Annotated in this window: 16 protein-coding genes; 12 read left to right on the top strand and 4 right to left on the bottom strand. The window is 73.6% G+C overall.

Annotated features, from left to right (window positions below):
• The 5 genes from ACFP3V_RS21100 (at nt 1) to ACFP3V_RS21080 (ending at nt 5,820) form a co-directional block, all read left to right on the top strand.
• Nucleotides 1-969, top strand: coding sequence for an NAD(P)H-quinone oxidoreductase (locus ACFP3V_RS21100; RefSeq protein ID WP_380585717.1), 969 nt, complete (start codon nt 1-3; stop codon nt 967-969).
• Nucleotides 970-1,045: 76 nt separating this feature from the next.
• Nucleotides 1,046-1,786 carry a hypothetical protein gene (locus tag ACFP3V_RS21095; RefSeq protein WP_380585715.1) on the top strand — a complete coding sequence of 247 codons (741 nt, stop codon included), beginning with the start codon at nt 1,046-1,048 and terminating at the stop codon, nt 1,784-1,786.
• A gap of 36 nt (nt 1,787-1,822) precedes the next feature.
• The gene (locus tag ACFP3V_RS21090) at nt 1,823-2,404 is read left to right on the top strand and encodes a bacterial proteasome activator family protein (RefSeq protein WP_380585713.1); all 582 of its coding nucleotides are present in this window, start codon (nt 1,823-1,825) and stop codon (nt 2,402-2,404) included.
• A gap of 300 nt (nt 2,405-2,704) precedes the next feature.
• A complete protein-coding gene (locus ACFP3V_RS21085; RefSeq protein ID WP_380585711.1) occupies nt 2,705-4,138 on the top strand; it encodes a protein kinase domain-containing protein in 1,434 nt (477 codons plus the stop codon).
• Nucleotides 4,139-4,236: 98 nt separating this feature from the next.
• Nucleotides 4,237-5,820, top strand: coding sequence for a protein kinase domain-containing protein (locus ACFP3V_RS21080; RefSeq protein WP_380585709.1), 1,584 nt, complete (start codon nt 4,237-4,239; stop codon nt 5,818-5,820).
• A 27-nt stretch (nt 5,821-5,847) separates the two neighbouring features.
• Here the strand turns inward: ACFP3V_RS21080 and ACFP3V_RS21075 are convergent, their stop codons facing one another.
• Nucleotides 5,848-6,846 (bottom strand): phosphotransferase, encoded by a 999-nt coding sequence (locus ACFP3V_RS21075; RefSeq protein WP_380585707.1) that lies wholly within the window; start codon nt 6,844-6,846, stop codon nt 5,848-5,850.
• 155 nt (nt 6,847-7,001) lie between these two features.
• The gene (locus ACFP3V_RS21070; protein WP_380585705.1) at nt 7,002-7,661 is read right to left on the bottom strand and encodes a response regulator; all 660 of its coding nucleotides are present in this window, start codon (nt 7,659-7,661) and stop codon (nt 7,002-7,004) included.
• A gap of 212 nt (nt 7,662-7,873) precedes the next feature.
• Here ACFP3V_RS21070 and pdhA point away from each other — a divergent pair, with 212 nt between their 5' ends.
• The 5 genes from pdhA to ACFP3V_RS21045 all read left to right on the top strand — a co-directional run bounded on the left by pdhA (nt 7,874) and on the right by ACFP3V_RS21045 (nt 14,858).
• Nucleotides 7,874-8,995 (top strand): pyruvate dehydrogenase (acetyl-transferring) E1 component subunit alpha, encoded by a 1,122-nt coding sequence (pdhA, locus tag ACFP3V_RS21065; protein WP_380585703.1) that lies wholly within the window; start codon nt 7,874-7,876, stop codon nt 8,993-8,995.
• On the top strand, nt 8,995-9,978 hold the full coding sequence (locus ACFP3V_RS21060; protein WP_380585701.1) for an alpha-ketoacid dehydrogenase subunit beta: 984 nt from the start codon (nt 8,995-8,997) through the stop codon (nt 9,976-9,978). The genes pdhA and ACFP3V_RS21060 overlap by 1 nt, the downstream gene beginning before the upstream one ends.
• Nucleotides 9,979-9,995: 17 nt before the next feature.
• Complete coding sequence (locus ACFP3V_RS21055) at nt 9,996-11,597, top strand: dihydrolipoamide acetyltransferase family protein (RefSeq protein WP_380585700.1); 1,602 nt, start codon at nt 9,996-9,998, stop codon at nt 11,595-11,597.
• 99 nt (nt 11,598-11,696) lie between these two features.
• Nucleotides 11,697-12,824, top strand: coding sequence for a M64 family metallopeptidase (locus ACFP3V_RS21050; RefSeq protein WP_380585698.1), 1,128 nt, complete (start codon nt 11,697-11,699; stop codon nt 12,822-12,824).
• Nucleotides 12,825-13,490: 666 nt separating this feature from the next.
• Nucleotides 13,491-14,858 (top strand): MFS transporter, encoded by a 1,368-nt coding sequence (locus ACFP3V_RS21045; protein WP_380585696.1) that lies wholly within the window; start codon nt 13,491-13,493, stop codon nt 14,856-14,858.
• Here ACFP3V_RS21045 and ACFP3V_RS21040 read toward each other — a convergent pair.
• Nucleotides 14,848-15,675 (bottom strand): maleylpyruvate isomerase family mycothiol-dependent enzyme, encoded by an 828-nt coding sequence (locus ACFP3V_RS21040; protein WP_380585694.1) that lies wholly within the window; start codon nt 15,673-15,675, stop codon nt 14,848-14,850. The genes ACFP3V_RS21045 and ACFP3V_RS21040 overlap by 11 nt on opposite strands.
• Before the next feature lie 117 nt (nt 15,676-15,792).
• Between ACFP3V_RS21040 and ACFP3V_RS21035 the strand changes: the two genes are divergently transcribed.
• Nucleotides 15,793-16,569: a carbon-nitrogen family hydrolase gene (locus tag ACFP3V_RS21035; RefSeq protein ID WP_380585692.1), complete on the top strand. Its 777-nt coding sequence runs from the start codon at nt 15,793-15,795 to the stop codon at nt 16,567-16,569.
• Between the two features lie 431 nt (nt 16,570-17,000).
• Here the strand turns inward: ACFP3V_RS21035 and ACFP3V_RS21030 are convergent, their stop codons facing one another.
• Entirely contained in the window at nt 17,001-17,918 is a 918-nt protein-coding gene (locus ACFP3V_RS21030; protein ID WP_380585691.1) for a LysR family transcriptional regulator, read from the bottom strand.
• Between the two features lie 70 nt (nt 17,919-17,988).
• Between ACFP3V_RS21030 and ACFP3V_RS21025 the strand changes: the two genes are divergently transcribed.
• On the top strand, nt 17,989-19,023 hold the full coding sequence (locus ACFP3V_RS21025; protein WP_380585689.1) for an SLAC1 family transporter: 1,035 nt from the start codon (nt 17,989-17,991) through the stop codon (nt 19,021-19,023).
• Nucleotides 19,024-19,195: the final 172 nt, after the last annotated feature.

The following is a 19,195-nucleotide window of genomic DNA, read 5'->3' as shown; positions in this document are numbered from 1 at the left end:
ATGCATGCGATCACGATTGCGAAGCCCGGTGGTCCCGAGGAGCTGGTGTGGTCGGAGGTACCCGACCCCGTGCCGGGTGAGGGCGAGGTGCTGGTCGAGGTGGCGGCCAGTGCGGTCAACCGGGCGGACGTGCTGCAGCGGCAGGGCTTCTACGACCCGCCGCCGGGGGCGTCGGCCTACCCCGGGCTCGAGGTGTCCGGACGGGTCGTCGAGCTGGGGCCGGGCGTCGCCGGCTGGGCCGTGGGGGACGAGGTCTGCGCCCTGCTGGCCGGCGGCGGATACGCGGAGCGGGTGGTCGTCCCGGCCGGGCAGCTGCTGCCGGTGCCCAAGGGGGTGGACCTGGTCCACGCGGCCGCCCTGCCCGAGGTCGTCTGCACGGTCTGGTCGAACGTGTTCCAGGTGGCGCATCTGCGCCCGGCGGAGACGCTGCTGGTCCACGGCGGTTCCAGCGGCATCGGCACGATGGCGATCCAGCTGGGCAAGGCCGTGGGCGCGCGGGTCGTGGTGACGGCGGGGTCGGCGGAGAAGCTGGCGGCCTGTCAGGAGCTGGGTGCGGACGTGCTGGTGAACTACCGGGAGCAGGACTTCGTCGAAGCCGTCCGGGAGTTGGGCGGGGCGGACGTGATCCTGGACGTGATGGGTGCCAAGTACCTGGACCGGAACCTGGACGCCCTGGCGGTGAACGGCCGGCTGGTGGTCATCGGCATGCAGGGCGGGGTGAAGGGCGAGCTGAACCTGTCGAAGCTGATGGCGAAGCGTGCGGCGATCGCGGCGACCAGTCTGCGTGCCCGGCCGTTGGACGAGAAGGCGGCGATCGTGGCCTCGGTGCGCGAGCACGTGTGGCCGTTGGTCGAGTCGGGCTCGGTGCGGCCCGTCGTGGACCGCGTCTTCCCGATGGCGGACGCGGCCGGAGCGCACCGGCTGATGGAGTCGAGCGCGCACATCGGCAAGATCGTGCTGGCCCGCTGACCCTGGCGGTTCTCCGGGACGCGCCCGGGTGAACCGGGCTTGCCGGGGCCACGGCAGGCTGTCCTAATTGTCTGGTATGAGGGGCATTGCGGGCACGGTCAAGGCGGCGTCGGCATCCGGCGCCGCCGCGTTGCTGCTGCTGGCGGGCGCGGCGTCGCCCGCGGAGGCCTCGCCCGAGTGCAAACCCTGCCGGGGCGGCGGCACGATCCAGTTGCCGCTGCCGGGTGGCGGCACGGTGACACTGGTGTGGCCGTCGCTCCCCGGAGTGCCGGGCGCCCCTTCCCGACCGGGTCTGCCGGTGACGCCCTCGGCCCCCGCCTCCGTACCGGACTCGCCCACCGGGTCGGCCACGAGCGACGCGCCCTCAGCGCAGACCACCGGCCCGAGCGCTTCGGCAGACCCCACCGCGAGTCCGACCCTGCAACTCTCCGGGCTCCCGGTGCCCGTACTGAGCCCGCTGCTGCCCAGCCACCCCGCGGACCCGAGCCCGACGCCGAGCGGCGGGACCGGGGGGACGACCGCGTCGGACGCGGGGTCGTCCGCCTCGGCCTCCGCTTCCCCCACAGCGTCGGCCGACCGGTCCGGACGGCACCGGACACACCAGGACGGCCTGCTCAGCTGGGGACCTCCCGGCCAGGTCCCGCCGCCGCTGGGCCCGCGGGCCGTCGTGACCGCCGCCCCCGAGGCGCAGGTGCTCGACGTCATGCGCGACACCGGAGCGGTACGACTCGCCCGCCGCTGGCTGCCGTTGGGCATCGGCCTGGCGCTGATCGGCGCGGGGGCCGCACTGTTCGGATGGCGGATCCGGAAACTCTGACCTCGCCTTCACCACGCCTGAGGGAGAATGGCGCCCATGAACACGCCGATGAACCCACGGCCCGAAGACGGCCCCCAGGTCCTGATCGTCGGCCCCGACGGACTCCCCGTCGGAGCGGTCCCCGCCACGGCTTCGCAGTCGGGCGGAAAGGGCTCCGGCTCCGGGGAGGAGGAGCCTAGGGAACTGCCGATCACCGAGATGGTGGAGCAGCCCGCCAAGGTCATGCGGATCGGCAGCATGATCAAGCAGCTGCTGGAGGAAGTACGGGCCGCGCCTCTGGACGAGGCGAGCCGGGCCCGGCTCAAGGAGATCCACGCCTCGTCGGTGAAGGAGCTGGAAGCGGGTCTCGCGCCCGAGCTGGTCGAGGAGTTGGAGCGGCTCTCGCTGCCGTTCACCGAGGAGGCCATCCCGAGCGAGGCCGAACTGCGGATCGCCCAGGCGCAGTTGGTCGGCTGGCTGGAGGGCCTGTTCCACGGCATCCAGACCGCGCTGTTCGCCCAGCAGATGGCTGCGCGCGCGCAGTTGGAGCAGATGCGCCGTGCGCTGCCGCCCGGTGCGGGCGGCGCACACCCCGACGACGAGTCCCAGGGCCCCCTCCGCTCCGGTCCGTACCTCTAGGCACGCGCGGGGCCCCTCCGGGGGCGCGAGGAACTGCGCGACCAGCCCACCACTGAGAGAGGTTCGACCCTGACCGCAGGCCGGCCCCCCGAGTGGTGGGCTGGTCGCGGTGGGGGCACCTCCCGCCCGAAGGGTTGGGGGCACCTCCTGCCCGAAGGGTGGGGATCCTCGCGCCCCTGGAGGGGCCCCACGGGCCCCTGGCGGGGCCTTCGGGGCACCGGGGTGGGTGGAGGCAGGTGTTCGCCGCTAGCCTTAGCGGGCGAGCTCCCGAGGGGAGCCGGGGGAGAGAGGCACGGGCGGATGAGCGAGTCGCGGACGGTTGGTCACGGCCGTTACGTACTAAGGGATTTGCTCGGTCAGGGCGGCATGGCCACCGTGCACCTGGCCGAGGACACCGTCCTGGAGCGTCCCGTCGCCGTCAAGACGATGCTCGGCGAGATGTCCCGGGAGGCGTCCTTCCGGGAGCGCTTCCGCCGTGAGGCCCAGGCGGTGGCCCGGCTCAACCACACCAACATCGTCGCCGTCTACGACAGCGGCGAGGACGACACCGACGGGGTCCCCGTCCCCTTCATCGTGATGGAGTACGTGGAGGGCGACTCCCTCTCCAACGTGCTGCGCAAGGACATCGCCGAGCAGGGGGCGATGCCCACCGCCAAGGCGCTGAACATCGCCGCCGACGTGCTCGCGGCGCTGTCCGCCTCGCACGAGCAGGGGCTGGTCCACCGGGACATCAAGCCCGCCAACGTCATGATGACCAAGCGCGGCGTCGTCAAGGTGATGGACTTCGGCATCGCCCGTGCCATGCAGTCCGGGGTCACCTCGATGACGCAGACCGGCATGGTGGTCGGCACTCCCCAGTACCTCTCCCCCGAGCAGGCGCTGGGCAAGAGCGTGGACGCCCGCGCGGACCTCTACTCCGTCGGCTGCCTGCTCTTCGAACTCCTCACCGGCAGGCTGCCGTTCGAGTCGGACACGCCCCTGGGTATGGCGTACATGCACGTCCAGGAGACGCCCCCGGCGCCGTCCAGCCTGAACACCGCAGTGCCGCCGGAGGTCGACGCGCTGGTCGCCCGCTCGCTGCGGAAGGACCCCGCGCACCGGTTCCAGAGCGCCGACGAGATGCGGGCCGAGTGCCTGCGGGTCGCCTCGGGAGCGGGCAGCGCCGCGAACACTCCGCAGGTGGTCGGCGGCGGACCCCGGTTCGGCAACGTCGGCGGCTCCGGGCAGAACGCGGTGTTCCCGCACGCGCAGGGTCCCCTCAACACGCCTTATCCGCAGGCCCCGAGGACGCCCACGCCCTACCCGCAGACCCCGCCGCCGTACCCGCAGCAGGGGATGACGCCGCGTCAGACCCCGCCACCCTACGCGCAGCCGAGGCCGACGCCGGTGCCGCAGCCGCGGCCCACTCCGCCGCCGTACGCCACCTCCGCGCCGCGGCCGACGGGTGCGCCGATGGCGCCCAGGCCGGTGGCGGCGCCGCGTCCCACGGGTGCGCCGATGGCGCCGCGGCCGGTGGCCGGACCGGACGCGCTGGGCAAGGGCCACGCCGGACGCGGCTGCGGGGCAGCGGCCTTGGCCGTCGGCATCGTCATCGCGGTCCTCGTGCTCGGCGCCCTGCTGATCGCCTGGCTGGTCCAGAAGAAGGCGAACACCGACCCGAGCTACAACGGTCTGGCACCGGTCCGCCCGGCTGCGGCGGCCCCGGCCGTGCCGGGAGAGTCCACAGGTCGCTGAGGATTCCCCGGCGACCGTCCGAACACGCGGTCCCCGCACCGGCCTGCCCCAACGGGTAGCGTTGCGGAAGACGTTGCGCACGAGTACGGCGGAGAGCGATGGCAGACGAGCAGCACCCCCGGGACGATGACGGCGGCGAGCCGCAGCGCCCCGCCGACGGAGCTGCCCCGGACGTCCCGCCGGCCGACGAGCGGCCGGCGGAGGAGGCCACGCAGGAGCAGCCGTCGGTCCGGAGCAACGGTGTGCCCACCGTGTTCGGCGAGGGCCGTTACCGCATCCTGCGCCGGCTCGGCCGCGGCGGCATGGCCGAGGTCTACGCCGCGCAGGACGTGCGCCTGGGGCGGACCGTGGCCATCAAGGTGCTGCGCCCCGAACTCGCCGAGGACCGGATCGCCCGCTCGCGGTTCACCCGCGAGGCTCATTCGGTCGCCTCGCTCAACCACCATGCGGTGGTCGCGGTTTACGACACCGGCGAGGAGCAGCGGGACGGGGAGAGCGTCCCCTACATCGTGATGGAGCTGGTCGAGGGCCGCACCGTGCGCGAGCTGCTGCAGAGCGAGCAGCCGCCGCCCGTGGACCAGGCGCTCATCATCACCGCCGGGATCCTGGAGGCGCTGGCCTACAGCCACCGGCACGGCATCGTGCACCGGGACATCAAGCCGGCCAACGTGATCATCACGAGCACGGGTGCGGTGAAGGTGATGGACTTCGGCATCGCCCGCGCGCTGACCGGGGCCACCAGCACGATGACCCAGACCGGGATGGTCATGGGCACTCCCCAGTACCTGTCGCCTGAACAGGCCCTCGGCAAGCCGGTGGACCACCGCTCGGACCTGTACGCCACCGGCTGCATGCTCTACGAACTGCTCGCGCTGCGACCGCCGTTCACGGGGGACACACCCCTGTCGGTGGTCTACCAGCACGTCCAGGACCCGCCGGTGCCGCCGTCCCAGGCCAACCCCAGGGTGCCGGCCGGCCTGGACCCGCTGGTGCTGCGCGCGCTGGCCAAGGAGCCCGACGACCGGTACCAGACGGCGGACGAGTTCCGGGCCCACGTGCAGCACGCGCTGCGGCAGATGCACGCCGCCACGGGCATGACCGAGGTGCTGCCCCCCGCCGCCCTGGCGGCCGAGGCCGCGACTCCCACGACGAAGATCAACTCTGTGGCGCCCCCGCCGGTGCCGGTCGCGCCCAGCACCCCGCAGTTGGGCACGCCCGTGGCGTACCAGGGCGAGGGCGACGAGGAGGAGCCGGAGCGCCGTGGCAAGGTCGCCTTCGCGGTGATCGCCGTCCTGGTGGGTGTGGCCGCGGTGGCCCTGGGCATCGCGCTCGCCCTGCACAACGGCGGCGGCACGCCCAAGACCGGCACGAGTTCGACCCCGCCGCCGACGTCCGCCCCGGCGACGACGGAGGCACCGGCCACCTCCGCCCCCGCGACGACGCAGGCGCCGACCACGTCCGCCCCGACGCCCACCCCCACCCGGACCCGCTCCACGCCCACGACATCGCCGAGCCCGACGGCCTCCCCGACGCCGACGGAGACCACCTCGCCGTCGCCGACGGAGACGACCTCCCCGACGTCCCCCGCGTCCCCGAGCGCGACGCCGACCATCAGCCCGACCACGACGACCGGCTCCGCCAACGGCCCCACCGGCGGGGCCACACCCACCAGCACGACCTGAGGCCCCTTCAGGGCCCCTGGCCGGGGGCTAGTTCGTGTAGGCGTCGAGCACCTGCTGGTAGTCCTCCGTCCACCACAGGATCTGGGCGGCGGCAGCCGGGAAGAGGGAACTGGGGCGGCTGTCACCACGCGCGTAGCGCCACCGCAGCATCCAGAAGTCGTTGAGCCGTTCCCACCACACCCGGCGCACCGCCAGGCGGACGTCAGAGACCGGCGTACCGGAGGCCGTCCGGTACGCCCGGGCGTACTCGCGGACGCGGGCCAGATCGAGCACGCCGTCAGCGCGGGCGAAGAACTGCGTCGCGGCCCGGACCGCCTCTTCCGCGCGGGGTCTGACACCCAGTCGGTCCCAGTCGATCATCGCCACCAGCCGCCCGTCCCGGTAGAGCACGTTCAGCGGATGGAAGTCGCCGTGCACCCACCCTTCCGGGGGTACCTCGTCCCGGGCCGGCCGGGCGTCCGCGTGGGCGCGGAGCAGCTCCCGCCGCACCCGGAGGTGGTGCTCGGCCAGCAGGTCCACGTCCTCGCGGGGCTGGTGCAGCCGGGCCCGGGCGAGCAGGTGGTCGATCTCGGCGAGGGTCCGGGCCGGGTCGGCGCTCTCCCGAACCTGCCGCACCGGGGTTGGCTGGAAATCGGCGAGCCGTGCATGCGCCCGCCCGAGCACCGTCCCCAACTCCCGCGCCTGTTCCGAAGCGTAAGCGGCAGGGGCCGGTCCGCCCGGGACCCAGGGGAAGAGAGCGTAGCGACGCCCTCTGACCAGCACCAGCGTCCGTCCTTCCCGCGCCGGGAGCGGGGCGACCGCGGGCACGCCGTGCGCCGCGAGCGCCGCGACGGCCCGGTGCTGGCCGGCGATGACGGGTCCCGAGGCCTGACCCGTGTCGTTGAGGTAGAGCTTGAGTGCGAACTCACCGGCCTCCGTGCGCACCCGCAGCACCCGGCTCAGCAGCCCCTGCCCGACCCGCTCCGCGCTCAGCAGCGCGCCCAGGTCGTAGCGGGCCAGCACGGCCCGGACCGGGACCCCCGCCACCCGTTCCGACGCAGCTGGGGGCGACAGTGGGACGGGTGGGACAGGAGGAGGCTCAAGAAGCTGACGGTACGTCACGGCGCAGATGGTACTGGCCGGTTGGCGAAGATCAGTTCACGTGATCACGCGACTGATCACTCTTGAACCCTCCTGATCCCTCAGCCTTCCTCGGCGTGCATTTTGGCCACGAACGCGGCCGCCTGGGTCCGCCGCTCCATGCCGAGCTTGGCCAGCAGGCTGGACACGTAGTTCTTCACGGTCTTCTCGGCGAGGTGCATCTCCTCGCCGATCCGACGGTTGGTCAGGCCCTCCCCGATCAGATCGAGGATCCGCCGCTCCTGCCGGGTCAGTCCGGACAGGCGCTCGTCCTCCGGCGCCCTGCCGCCGTCGCGAAGCCGGTCGAGCACCCGGGCGGTGGCCACCGGGTCGAGCAGCGACCGGCCCGCGGCCACGTCCCGGACGGCGGTCAGCAGGTCGTTGCCGCGGATCGCCTTGAGCACGTAGCCGGAGGCGCCCGCCATGATCGCCTCGAACAGCGCCTCGTCGTCCGAGTAGGACGTCAGCATCAGGCAGCGCACCTCGGGCAGCTGCGACCGGACCTCCCGGCAGACCTCCACCCCGCTCCCGTCGGGCAGCCGGACGTCGAGCACCGCCACGTCCGGACGGGCGGCCGGGATGCGGGCCAGCGCCTCGGCGGCGGTGCCCGCCTCGCCGACGATCTCGACGTCCTGCTCGGTGCTGAGCAGTTCGTGCACGCCGCGCCGCACCACCTCGTGGTCGTCGACGAGGAACACCCGGATTCGCCCGCTATCGGTCATATGCACAGACTTTCATGGTCTGATCACATATGGGTTGTTGGACGTCCTACCACAACTGCAATTGGGTCTTCCCCTGGGTAGCGTTTCTCCGCGAGGATCAGGGCACACCACCCGCCGATCCGACATCTCGCGCACACCCAGCGCGTCACGCGGAGCAGGCGACCGGACCGGTTGCCGGAGACCCCGGAGACCGGACAGACCGAGGAGTGAACGTGACCGTCGAGAGCACGACGGGGGCGAGGGACGCCGCCCTGGATGCTGCACCGGAACTGGTGCAGCTGCTCACCCCGGAGGGGGAACGGGTGGAGAACCCCCGTTTTGCCCTGGAGACGACTCCGGAAGAGCTGCGTTCGATCTACCGCGACCTGGTCCTGGTCCGTCGTTTCGACGCGGAGGCCACCGCCCTCCAGCGTCAGGGCGAGCTGGGTCTGTGGGCCTCGCTGCTCGGCCAGGAGGCCGCGCAGGTCGGCAGCGGACGGGCGCTGCGCCCTGGCGACTACGCCTTCCCCACCTACCGCGAGCACGGCGTGGCCTGGTGCCGCGGCGTCGACCCGCTGAACCTGCTGGGCATGTTCCGCGGGGTCAACCACGGCGGTTGGGACCCCAACGAGAAGAACTTCCACCTGTACACCATCGTGATCGGCTCGCAGACGCTGCACGCCACGGGCTACGCGATGGGCATCACCAAGGACGGCACCGACGACGCCGTGATCGCCTTCTTCGGCGACGGCGCGTCCAGCCAGGGCGACGTCAACGAGGCCTTCACCTTCGCCTCGGTCTACAACGCCCCGGTGGTGTTCTTCTGCCAGAACAACCAGTGGGCCATCTCCGAGCCGACGGAGCGTCAGACCCGCGTCCCGCTCTACCGGCGCGCGGACGGCTACGGCTTCCCCGGCATCCGGGTGGACGGCAACGACGTGCTGGCCTGCCTCGCGGTCTCCCGCTGGGCCCTGGACCACGCCCGCAGCGGGCAGGGCCCGGTGCTCGTCGAGGCCTTCACCTACCGCATGGGCGCGCACACCACCTCCGACGACCCGACCCGCTACCGGATCTCGGACGAGGTCGAGGAGTGGAAGCTCAAGGACCCGATCGCCCGGGTCAAGGCCTACCTGACCCGCGAGGGCTGGGCCGACGCCGAGTTCTTCGAGGCGGTCGAGGCCGAGAGCGAGCAACTGGCGCGCCGGGTGCGCGAGGGCGTCCGGACCATGCCGGACCCGGACCCGGTGTCGATCTTCGAGCATGTCTATGCCGAGGAGAACGCGCTGGTGGACGAGGAGCGCCGGGAGTACGTCGCGTACGCCGCCTCCTTCGAGGGCGAAGGGGAGGACCTCTGATGGCGGTCGAGCAGTTCACCATGGTCAAGGCGCTCAACGAGGCGCTGCGCCGGTCCCTGGACGAGAACCCGAAGACCCTGGTCATGGGCGAGGACGTGGGCCGTCTCGGCGGCGTCTTCCGGGTCACCGACGGCCTGCACAAGGACTTCGGCGACGAGCGGGTCATCGACACCCCGCTGGCCGAGTCCGGCATCGTCGGCACCGCGATCGGCCTCGCGCTGCGCGGCTACCGCCCGGTGGTGGAGATCCAGTTCGACGGCTTCGTCTACCCGGCCTTCGACCAGATCGTCACCCAGCTGGCCAAGATGCACGCCCGTGCGCTGGGCCAGGTCCGACTGCCCGTCACCATCCGCATCCCCTACGGCGGCGGCATCGGCGCGGTCGAGCACCACAGCGAGTCGCACGAGGCGTACTTCGTGCACACCGCCGGCCTGAAGGTCGTCTCGCCGTCGAACCCGGTGGACGCGCACTGGATGCTGCGCCAGGCGATCGCCTCGGACGACCCGGTGATCTTCCTGGAGCCGAAGCGCCGCTACTGGGACAAGGCCCAGCTGGACCCGACCGGTTCCCCGCTGCACCCGCTGCACGCGGCCCGTGTCGTCCGTCCGGGGCGGGACCTGACGCTGATCGCCTACGGCCCGATGGTCAAGGTCTGCCTGGAGGCCGCGGACGCGGCGGCCGAGGAGGGCCGCCAGATCGAGGTCGTGGACCTGCGCTCGCTCTCTCCGATCGACTTCGACACGGTCGCCGAGTCGGTGGCCCGGACCGGGCGCGCCGTCGTCGTGCACGAGGCCCCGGTGTTCATGGGCCTGGGCGCGGAGCTGGCGGCGCGGATCACCGAGCGCTGCTTCTACTCGCTGGAGGCCCCCGTGCTGCGGGTGGGCGGTTACCACGCCCCCTACCCGCCGTCGCGGGTGGAGGAGACCTACCTGCCCGACCTCGACCGCGTGCTCGACGGCGTCGACCGCGCGCTGGCCTTCTGAGAGGACGGCAGAGAGCAATGAGCGTACGTGAGTTCAAGATGCCGGACGTCGGCGAGGGGCTGACCGAGGCGGAGATCCTGAAGTGGTTCGTCCAGCCGGGCGACACGGTGACGGACGGTCAGGTCGTCTGCGAGGTCGAGACGGCGAAGGCGGCCGTCGAACTGCCCATCCCCTTCGACGGGGTGGTGCGTGAGCTGATCTTCCCGGAGGGCACGACGGTCGACGTCGGCACGGTCATCATCACCGTGGCCACGGAGGGCGCGGCGGAGTCGCAGCCCGCCCCGGCGGACGGCCCGGCCGGTGACGAGCCCGAGCCCGAGCGCCGCGAGGTGCTCGTGGGCTACGGCCCGCGCAGCGGCGCTTCGCGCCGGAGGGCCCGCAAGCCCGGGCCCGCCGCGCCCGCCTCCGGCGGAAGCGGCACGGCCCCGGGAACGGCCGCTCAGAGCCCGGCGGGCGGCTTCGCCGCGCCGGGCGGTGCCCCCGCCTTGGGCGGGTCCGGCGGTCCGGCGGGTCCCGCGCCTGGTGCCCCCGCTTCCGGTGGACAGGGGACGGCCGTCCCGGGCCCGGCGGGCGGTCCGGCCTCCGACTTCGGCGGGCCCGCTGCCCCCGGCGGAGCCGCTGGGCAGGGAGCGGGCGGGGTCGGCACGACCCTGCTGCCCCAGTCCTCCACAGCCTTCGGGTCCGGCGGCTTCGCCGCCGGGGTGAGCGGGGGCGTGAAGCCCCTGGCCAAGCCGCCCGTCCGGAAGCTGGCGAAGGACCTCGGCGTCGATCTCGCCGCCGTGACCCCGACCGGCCCCGGCGGCACCATCACCCGCGACGACGTGCACGCCTACGTCAACGGCCTGACGGTCGTTCAGGAGCCGGAGCAGGCGGCCGAGTCCACTCCTGTGGCCGCCGCGCCGGTCGCCTCCGCACCGGAGGACCTGCGCGTGCCGATCAAGGGCGTGCGCAAGGCCACCGCCGCAGCGATGGTCGCGTCCGCCTTCACCGCCCCGCACGTCACGGAGTGGGTGCAGGTGGACGTCACCCGCACGATGAAGCTGGTGCGCAAGCTCAAGGAGTCCGGCGAGCTGGGCGCAGGCGTGCGGGTGAGCCCGCTGCTGATCGTCGCCAAGGCGCTGCTGACCGCGATCCGCCGGAACCCGGAGATCAACGCCAGCTGGGACGAGGCCAACCAGGAGATCGTGGTCAAGCGCGCGGTCAACCTCGGCATCGCCGCGGCCACCCCGCGCGGGCTGATCGTGCCCAACATCAAGGACGCCGGCGCCAAGTCCCTCGCGGACCTGGCGATCGCCTTCGGCGAGCTGATCGACACCGCGCGCCAGGGGAAGACCTCCCCGGCCGCGATGCAGGGTGGCACCGTCACCATCACCAACGTCGGCGTCTTCGGAGTGGACGCCGGGACGCCGATCCTGAACCCCGGCGAGGCCGCGATCCTGGCCGTGGGCCAGATCCGCGAGCTGCCCTGGGTGCACAAGGGCCGCGTGGTAGCCCGTCAGGTCACCACGCTGGCGCTCTCCTTCGACCACCGCATGGTCGACGGCGAGCTCGGTTCGAAGGTGCTGGCGGACACCGCCGCCGTGCTCGAGCAGCCCAAACGGCTGATCACCTGGGGCTGACCGGGTGAGCCGTCCCGCGCGCTGCGGGACGGCACACCGGCGGTCCGGGTACTCCTCCCCGATCAGGAGCAACTGGTCCCGATCGGGGAGGAGTTTCGTATGCGCAGGCTCGTCTCGGGCCTGCTCGGCACCGTTCTGCTGCTGAGCCTGCTGGGTTCCGCGCCGCCGCAGGGCGGCCAACAGCCGCTCGCCCAGGGGGAGGTGGACGGCAGCACGCTGATCGCCGACAACGGCCCGGCCGTGCACCGGATCACCCTGGTGCTGATCGGCGACGGCTACACCCGTGACGAGCTGCCCCGGTTCCGCGAGCAGGCGGCGGCGGTCTGGCGGGCGGTCAGCTCGGTCGAGCCCTTCCACCGCTACCAGCGCTTCTTCGACGTGCGCCGGGTGGACCTGGTGTCCCCGCACTCCGGCCTGGACGGCGGGCCCACCCCGCTCGGCCTGCACTTCGGCTGCGACGGCATGGAGCGGCTGCTCTGCGCGGACGACGACGCCGTGCAGCGCTATGTCGGCACTGACGGCGACCAGCCGCAGTACGTGATCGCCCTCGCCGACTCGACGGACTACGGCGGCTGCGGCGGCAGGGGGGTGGTGACCACGCTCTCCGGCGGTTCGCCGGACGCGGGGCGGATCATCCAGCACGAACTCGGCCACACCATCGGCGGCCTGGGCGACGAGTACGACAGCGCACCCGGGGTGGCGGCGGCGTTCCCCAACCTCTCCGACCAACCCGCGGACGTCATGCGCCGGCAGCATCTGCGCTGGTGGCGCTGGATCGGCGCGGAGGACCCGACGGGCGGGCGGGTGGGGGCGTACCGCAGCGCGAACGGGCTGTACCGGCCCACGCAGAACTCGATCATGCGGACCCTGGGGCTGACCTACAACCTGCCCTCGCGGGAGGCGATCATCGAGCAGCTGTATCGATTCGTCAGCCCGCTGGACCGGGCCGAGCCCGCACCCGGGCAGGTCGGGCCGGGCACGTGGCTCCGGGCGGTGCCCCAACAGGTGGTGGGCGGCGGGCAACTGACGGTCCGCTGGACGGTGGACGGAAGCCCGGCGCCCCGCGCCGCGGTCCACGGCGACGCCCTGGACACGGCGGCGCTGCCGCCGAGCGACAAGCCCCGCACGATCACCGCGGTGATCCGCGACGACACCCCCTGGGTCCGCGACCCCTCCTTTCGCTCCACCCGCATGACCTCCACGCTCCGCTGGCTCGTCCGCCCGTAGCCCCCGCGCCCGCCCCCCTCCCCATGGCGCCGGGCCCAAGGCGCCCCGCGCCGCCCTGCCGCCCGCCGGGCCGGGCACCCGACCTCCTTCGCCCGACCGCCCCGGGCTCGGGTCCGCGCCCGGCCGCCCCGGGGCAGGCTCCGCTCGCCTGGCTGCCCGGGCCGGGCTCCGCTGGCCAGGCTGCGCCGGGGCAGGCTCCACGCACTCTGCTGCGCTCGCCTGGCTGCCCGGGGGCTCTGCTGCGCTCGCCCGGCTGCTCGGCCCCGGCTGCCCGGCGCCGACCTGCCTCGCCTGGCTGCTCCGGGCTCGGGTCCGCGCCTGGCTGCCCGGGGCAGGCTCCGCTCGCCTGGCTGTGCTGGGGCAGGCTCCACGCACCCGGGTGCGCCGGGGCAGGCTCCGATCCCCGGGCAGGCCGGGGTTCGGTGCTGCTCCAGCGCCATGTCAGGGCCAGGGGATCACCTTGCTCGCCATGGCCCGCGAGGGCCCGCCGGGGGGCCGGCGGCTTGTCCGGTGCGTCCCGCGCGCGGGGGCCTCCCCTTCGCCCCGGCGCGCAGCGCCGGCGACCGGCCCTCGGGTGGGCACGCCGCCCTCTCGCCGGGACGGGGAGTTCCGGCAGGTGGACGGAGGGAAGATCGAAATTCATCCCACCATAGGATGGGACGCACTATGCCTGCCGAGCCCGCGCCGTCCGCCGTTCCTGTCGTCTCGTCAGCATCCGACCACAGCCCGACCGCCCTGGCCGCCCCCGTCGGGGACCCGCCCGGGGGAAGAGGGGCGTGGGTCGCGTGGTCCATCGGGGTCACCGTCTACGTCCTCGCCGTCGTGCACCGCACCAGCCTCGGGGTGGCGGGGCTCGACGCGGCGACCCGGTTCGGGATCAACGCCTCCGCGCTCTCCACCTTCTCGATCCTGCAGGTGCTCGTCTACGCGGGCATGCAGATCCCCGTCGGCCTCCTGGTGGACCGCTTCGGGCCGCGCCGGATCCTCTCCGTCGGGCTGGTGCTGCTGACGGCGGGTCAGCTGGGCTTCGCCTTCGCCTCCGCCTTCGGCCCCGCCCTGGCCTCCCGGGCGGTCCTGGGCTGCGGTGACGCGATGACCTTCGTCAGTGTGCTCCGCATCGCGGCCCGCTGGTTCCCCGTCCGGCAGGGCCCGTTCATCGCCCAGCTCACGGGGCTGGTCGGCACGGTCGGCAACCTGGTCAGCACGCTCGTCCTGTCCCAGGTCCTGCACACCGCCGGCTGGACGCCGACCTTCGCCACCACCGGCCTGGTCGGTGTGGGCGTCCTGGCGCTGACGCTGGCCGCCCTGCGCGAGGCCCCGCCCGGCAGCCCGGCCGCCCCCCGCGGGGCCGCCTCCCTCCCGCTCGCCCGGCAGATCCGCGCCGCCTGGGCCGAACCGGGGACGCGCCTCGGCATGTGGGTCCACTTCACCACCGCCTTCCCCGCCTCGACCTGCCTGTTCCTCTGGGGCATGCCGTTCCTGATGCAGGGTCAGGGACTGTCCCGCCCGGCCGCGGGCGCGATGCTCAGTCTGATCATCGCCTCCGGCATGTTCTTCGCCGTCGCCTTCGGTCAGCTGATGTCCCGTCGGCCGTCCCTGCGCACGCCCACCGTCTTCGCCGTCGTGCTGGGCACGGGCCTGCTCTGGGCGCTGGTGCTGTCCTGGCCGGGCGGCCACGTGCCGATGTGGCTGCTGCTGGTGCTGTTCGCGGCGATGGGGAGCAACGGCCCCGCCTCCCTCATCGGCCTCGACTACGCCCGCCCGGTCAACCCGCCGGAACGGATCGGCACCGCGTCCGGCATCGTCAACATGGGCGGATTCGCCGCCGCCGTGCTCGCGCTGCTGGGGGTCGGCGTCCTCCTCGACGCCGTCGGCCCGGGCGCAGGCGGGGGCGACACCTACACCACGGGCGCGTTCCGCGTCGCCTTCTGCGCCCTGTACCTGCCGATGGCGCTGGGGCTCGTCCAGATCCTGCGGCTGCGCAGGCCGGCCGCGCTCCGCGAGGCCGCGCCCGCGCCGCAGTTCACGGCGTGACCGAGAAGTTCTGCAGGATCTGCGTGGCCAGGTCCTCGTCGCCCTCGACCTTCACGTCGGCCGTGCGCGGGTCGATGCGGCCGCAGGCCAGGCGGGCGTAGGTCTCCCAGTCGGTGCGGAACTCGGCGTCGGGTGACAGGGAGATCTGCTCGTCCGCCGAGCCGCGGCCGTTCTCGTCCACGCGCACCGTCCGCATGAACTCCACGGGTCCGGTCACCTCGAAGAAGACCGTCGTCCCCGCCGGAACCCCGGCCGACTTGGCGACGGCCTTCGGCAGCAGCTCGATCAGGTGGTCCCGGGTCACCAGCGCCGCGGCCGAGTCCAGGTTCCCCGGCTTGCGCAGGGCGCGGCGCAGGTCCTGCTCGTGGGTCCACACGTCGAAGACGCGGTTGCGCAGCAGCTGATAGTAGGGGATGTCCCGGGTGTACGGGCCCATCGGCCAGCGCACCTCGTCCGTGGGGGCGTTGCGCGAGTCGCGCAGCGCCCGGGCCCGGCGCAGGATCGTGTACTCCAGCTCCCCGGTCATCTCCGGCGCGGTGTGGCAGCGCCGCTTGTCCACCGGCACCTCGCAGTACCGGCTGAACTCGTCGTCCACATGCCGCAGATCACGCGGCAGGGTGTGGATCGGGCGGGGGTCGCCCAGCAGCTCCGACTCCATGGCGATGAGGTGCGAGACCACGTCCCGGACCGACCACCAGGGGCATTCGGTCGGCAGGTTCCACTCGGCCTCGCCGAGTGGAGTCACCAACTCCAGGACGGACTCGATCGACTGACGCCAGGCGTCGGTGTAGGCCTGGACTATGTGCGTGTCGGTCACGTGCGAAACCCCTCGGCGGAGCGACAGATGGCACTGGGGGAGAACGTTACGCTGGTCGCGGTCCCCAGGGTGCATTACCCGGACGATCGTAGGACTCCTCACCGGGCGGGTGGTACTGTGCGCGCTTCCCTTCTCCAGATCGCCGTGGACGACGCCGAGTTGCCGCAGGACCGGCGCGAGCGCGTGGCCGCGCTGGTACGGGCGCAGGCGGGGGCGGATCTCGTGGTCCTGCCCGAGCTCTGGCCGCTGGGCGCGTTCAGCGCCCGACTGTGGGCGGAGGGGGCGGAGCAGCTGGACGGCCCGACCGCGGACGCGATGGCCGCAGCCGCCAAGGACGCGGGGGTGTGGCTGCACGCGGGCTCGATCGTGGAACGCGACCCGGACGGGCCGATGTACAACACGTCGCTGGTCTTCTCCCCGTCGGGCGACCTGGTCTCCGTCTACCGGAAGATCCACCGCTTCGGCTTCGACCAGGGCGAGGCCGCGACCATGACGGCGGGTCAGGAACTCGCGGTGGTTCCCACGCCGTTCGGCAGGCTGGGCTTGGCGACCTGTTACGACCTGCGGTTCCCGGAGCTGTTCCGCGCCCTGCTGGACGCCGGTGCGGAACTGCTCGCCGTGCCGGCGGGCTGGCCCGCGCGGCGGCTGGCGCACTGGCGGCTGTTCGCCCAGGCGCGGGCGGTGGAGGAGCAGTGCGTGGTGCTCGCCTGCAACACCGCGGGCACGCACGCGGGAGTGCCCCAGGCGGGCCACAGCATGGTCGTCGACCCCTGGGGGGAGGTGCTGGCCGAGGCCGGCACCGAGGAGACCGCCCTGACCGTCGACCTCGACCCGTCCGTCGTCTCGCGCACGCGTGAGGAGTTCCCGGTCCTCAAGGACCGCATGCTGCGCTGACTCCCCTGTGACACTCCGTCAGTGGCGGGAGGGGGAGGAGGAGATGAGCCGCTCGGCCGCCACGCGGGCGCGGCGCGCCGGCGCCCTCGGTGAGGCGCGACGGTTCCCGAAGGCGGGTGCGGGGGCTGAGTCGTCCGGACGTCTGTCTGCTTGCCCGGCAGGGGCGCGGGGATGTCCGGTCGCACCAGCGCGGGGGGCGCGGCGCGCCCGGGCCCTCGGGGAGCCGCGACGGTTCCCGAAGGCGGGTGCGGGCGCTGGGGCGCGGCGCCCCCGCGCCCTCGGTGAGGCGCGTGAACTGACCTCGGGGCACGGGGGCGTAGACCGCGGAGGCGGGGGGGGTTGCGGTCACGGCGCCCCGGCGGGGGCTGAGGGGGATGACGCCCGGGCCCGGCTGCCTCGGTGGCATCAGCTTGCGCGCGCGCCCGCCAGGGTCACGGTCTCCGGGAAAGGCCGAGCAGGTCCCGGGCCGGCCCGGCCGGTTTCGGACCGCGCGGCCACACCGCCCGCAGGGGACGGCTGAGTTCGAGATCGGACAGCCGCACCGCCACCAGGCGTCCCCGGCTCAGCTCGTCCGCGACCGCCAGTTCGCTCAGCACCGCGGGCCCCGCCCCGGACGCCGCCGCCGACTTCAGCGCCGTCGTCGAGGCCAGCTCCAGCAGCGGGGCGACGGGGCCGCCGGCCGGTGCCAGCGCAGCGTCCAGCACCTCGCGCGTTCCGCTCCCCTGCTCCCGGAGGATCAACGGCGTCGCCGCCAACTCCGCTGCGGCCACGCTCTGTCTGCGCCTCGCCCAGGGATGGCCGGGAGCGACGACGACCACCAGCCGGTCCGTCGCGATCACCGTGCCGTCCAGTCCGCTCGGCAGGTGCCGGCCCTCGACGAAGCCGAGGTCCGCCGCGCCGGAGGCGACGTCCTCCGCCACCTGGCGGGAGTTGGCCGCCCGCAGGGTGACCGCCGTGTCCGGGTGCGCGGCTCGGAGGGCCAGCAGCCAGCCGGGCATCAGGTACTCGGCGACGGTCAGACTGGCCGTCACCCGCAGCCGGGCGTCCCGTCGTTCGCGCAGGGCGGCGATGCCCGCGTCGAGCGCGCGCGCCGCGGCGACGACCGCTGACGCCCACTCCGCGACCAGCGCCCCGGCCTCGGTCGGGCAGGAGCCGCGGGTGGACCGCTCCAGCAGCGGGACGCCGATCTGCCGCTCCATCCCGGCGATCCGCGCCGAGGCCGCGGGCTGGCTGATGCCGAGCTCCGCCGCCGCCCGGCCCAGGCTGCCGGTCCGGATGACGGCCAGCAGCAGCTCCAGCGCTCCCAGGTCCGGGACCTGCGAGGACAGGCGGGGATCGGTGGCCGTCATAAGTCCAGCTTATGTCCCGATAGATCCGGGCCCGCTACCGGCGCAGCTCCACCCGGGCGAGTCTGCCGTCATGGCGACCACCACCCTCCGTACGCCCGTCCCCCGCGCGACCCGGCCCACCTTCGCCGGGCGACTCGGGCCCAACTGGTACGCGGCCGTCATGGGCACGGCCATCGTCGGCAACGCCGCCGCGGGGCTGCCCTGGCTCGGCCGCGCGCTCACCGTGCCTGCCGCCGTGTTCTGGATCCTGGCAGTGCTGCTCCTCGCGGCGCTCGGCGTGCTCCGACTGCTGGCACGCCGGGACCCCGGCCGGGTACGCCATCTGAGGGACCATCACACCGCCGTCTTCTACGGCTGCCCCCCGATGGCGCTGACGGCCGTCGGCTACGGCGCGCTCACCGCGGCCCGACCGGTTCTCGGCGAGCGCGCCGGGGTGGCGCTCGACGCGGTGCTGTGGTCCGCCGGAACGCTCTACGGCCTGGCCGTCGCAGGCCGGTTGGGACACCGGCTGCTCGCGGCGGACCGGGCCCGGGTGACGCCGACCTGGCTGCTGCCCTTCGTCGCCCCGATGGTCTCCGCCGCGCTTGGCCCGGCCCTGCTGCCGTACCTGCCCGCCGCGGGCCAGTGGCGGGAGACGCTGCTGGTGCTGTGCGCGGGGATGTTCGGGATGAGCCTGCTCACCGTGCTGCTGCTCCTGCCCGCGCTGTGGGGACGGCAGTTGGAGCCGGCGCTCGTGCCCACGCTGTTCCTGGTGCTCGGCCCGCTGGGCCAGTCCGTCACGGCGGTCGGCCAGTTCGCCCGTGCCGACCGGGCGCTGGAGGGGATCGCCCTCGTCTACGGCGTCCCCGTGTTCGGCTTCGCGCTGCTCTGGCTGGGCCTGGCCCTCGCGGCCGCACTCAGCCGCCCCGTGCCCTTCGCGATGACCTGGTGGGCGTTCACCTTCCCGGTCGGCACCTGCGTGACCGGGGCGACGGCGCTGTTCCGCCTCACCGGGCTCGCCGTCCTCGGCGCGTCGGCCGTCGGGCTCTTCGCCCTCCTGGTCACTGCGTGGACCCTGGTCACCGCCCGCACCCTCGCCGGCCTCTCCGCCCGCGCCCTGCCGTGATCCTTGTCCCCGAGAGCCGCCGGACGGGCCCTGCCGCTGCCTGCGTGACGTGGGGGAGGTGCCTCGCAGGCAGCGGCTGCGGTGTTCGACCCGTGGACCGAGGCAGTGGTCCGCTGAGAGGTTCCGGGCCGGTTGGTTGGGCACCGCGCTTCCGTCCTACTCGCCCCGACCG

Source organism: Streptacidiphilus monticola, from assembly GCF_042658505.1.
GTDB lineage: Bacteria > Actinomycetota > Actinomycetes > Streptomycetales > Streptomycetaceae > Streptacidiphilus > Streptacidiphilus monticola.
This window is presented reverse-complemented; position numbering and strand designations above follow the sequence as displayed.

Bases quoted from the DNA above. Each gene is read 5' to 3' on its own strand.
- ACFP3V_RS21060 (WP_380585701.1), top strand. From the start codon at position 8,995: ATGGCGGTCGAGCAGTTCACCATGGTCAAGGCGCTCAACGAGGCGCTG.
- ACFP3V_RS21100 (WP_380585717.1), top strand. From the start codon at position 1: ATGCATGCGATCACGATTGCGAAGCCCGGTGGTCCCGAGGAGCTGGTG.
- ACFP3V_RS21055 (WP_380585700.1), top strand. From the start codon at position 9,996: ATGAGCGTACGTGAGTTCAAGATGCCGGACGTCGGCGAGGGGCTGACC.
- ACFP3V_RS21050 (WP_380585698.1), top strand. From the start codon at position 11,697: ATGCGCAGGCTCGTCTCGGGCCTGCTCGGCACCGTTCTGCTGCTGAGC.
- ACFP3V_RS21080 (WP_380585709.1), top strand. From the start codon at position 4,237: ATGGCAGACGAGCAGCACCCCCGGGACGATGACGGCGGCGAGCCGCAG.
- ACFP3V_RS21045 (WP_380585696.1), top strand. From the start codon at position 13,491: ATGCCTGCCGAGCCCGCGCCGTCCGCCGTTCCTGTCGTCTCGTCAGCA.
- ACFP3V_RS21090 (WP_380585713.1), top strand. From the start codon at position 1,823: ATGAACACGCCGATGAACCCACGGCCCGAAGACGGCCCCCAGGTCCTG.
- ACFP3V_RS21030 (WP_380585691.1), bottom strand. From the start codon at position 17,918: ATGACGGCCACCGATCCCCGCCTGTCCTCGCAGGTCCCGGACCTGGGA.
- ACFP3V_RS21085 (WP_380585711.1), top strand. From the start codon at position 2,705: ATGAGCGAGTCGCGGACGGTTGGTCACGGCCGTTACGTACTAAGGGAT.
- ACFP3V_RS21070 (WP_380585705.1), bottom strand. From the start codon at position 7,661: ATGACCGATAGCGGGCGAATCCGGGTGTTCCTCGTCGACGACCACGAG.
- ACFP3V_RS21095 (WP_380585715.1), top strand. From the start codon at position 1,046: ATGAGGGGCATTGCGGGCACGGTCAAGGCGGCGTCGGCATCCGGCGCC.
- ACFP3V_RS21025 (WP_380585689.1), top strand. From the start codon at position 17,989: ATGGCGACCACCACCCTCCGTACGCCCGTCCCCCGCGCGACCCGGCCC.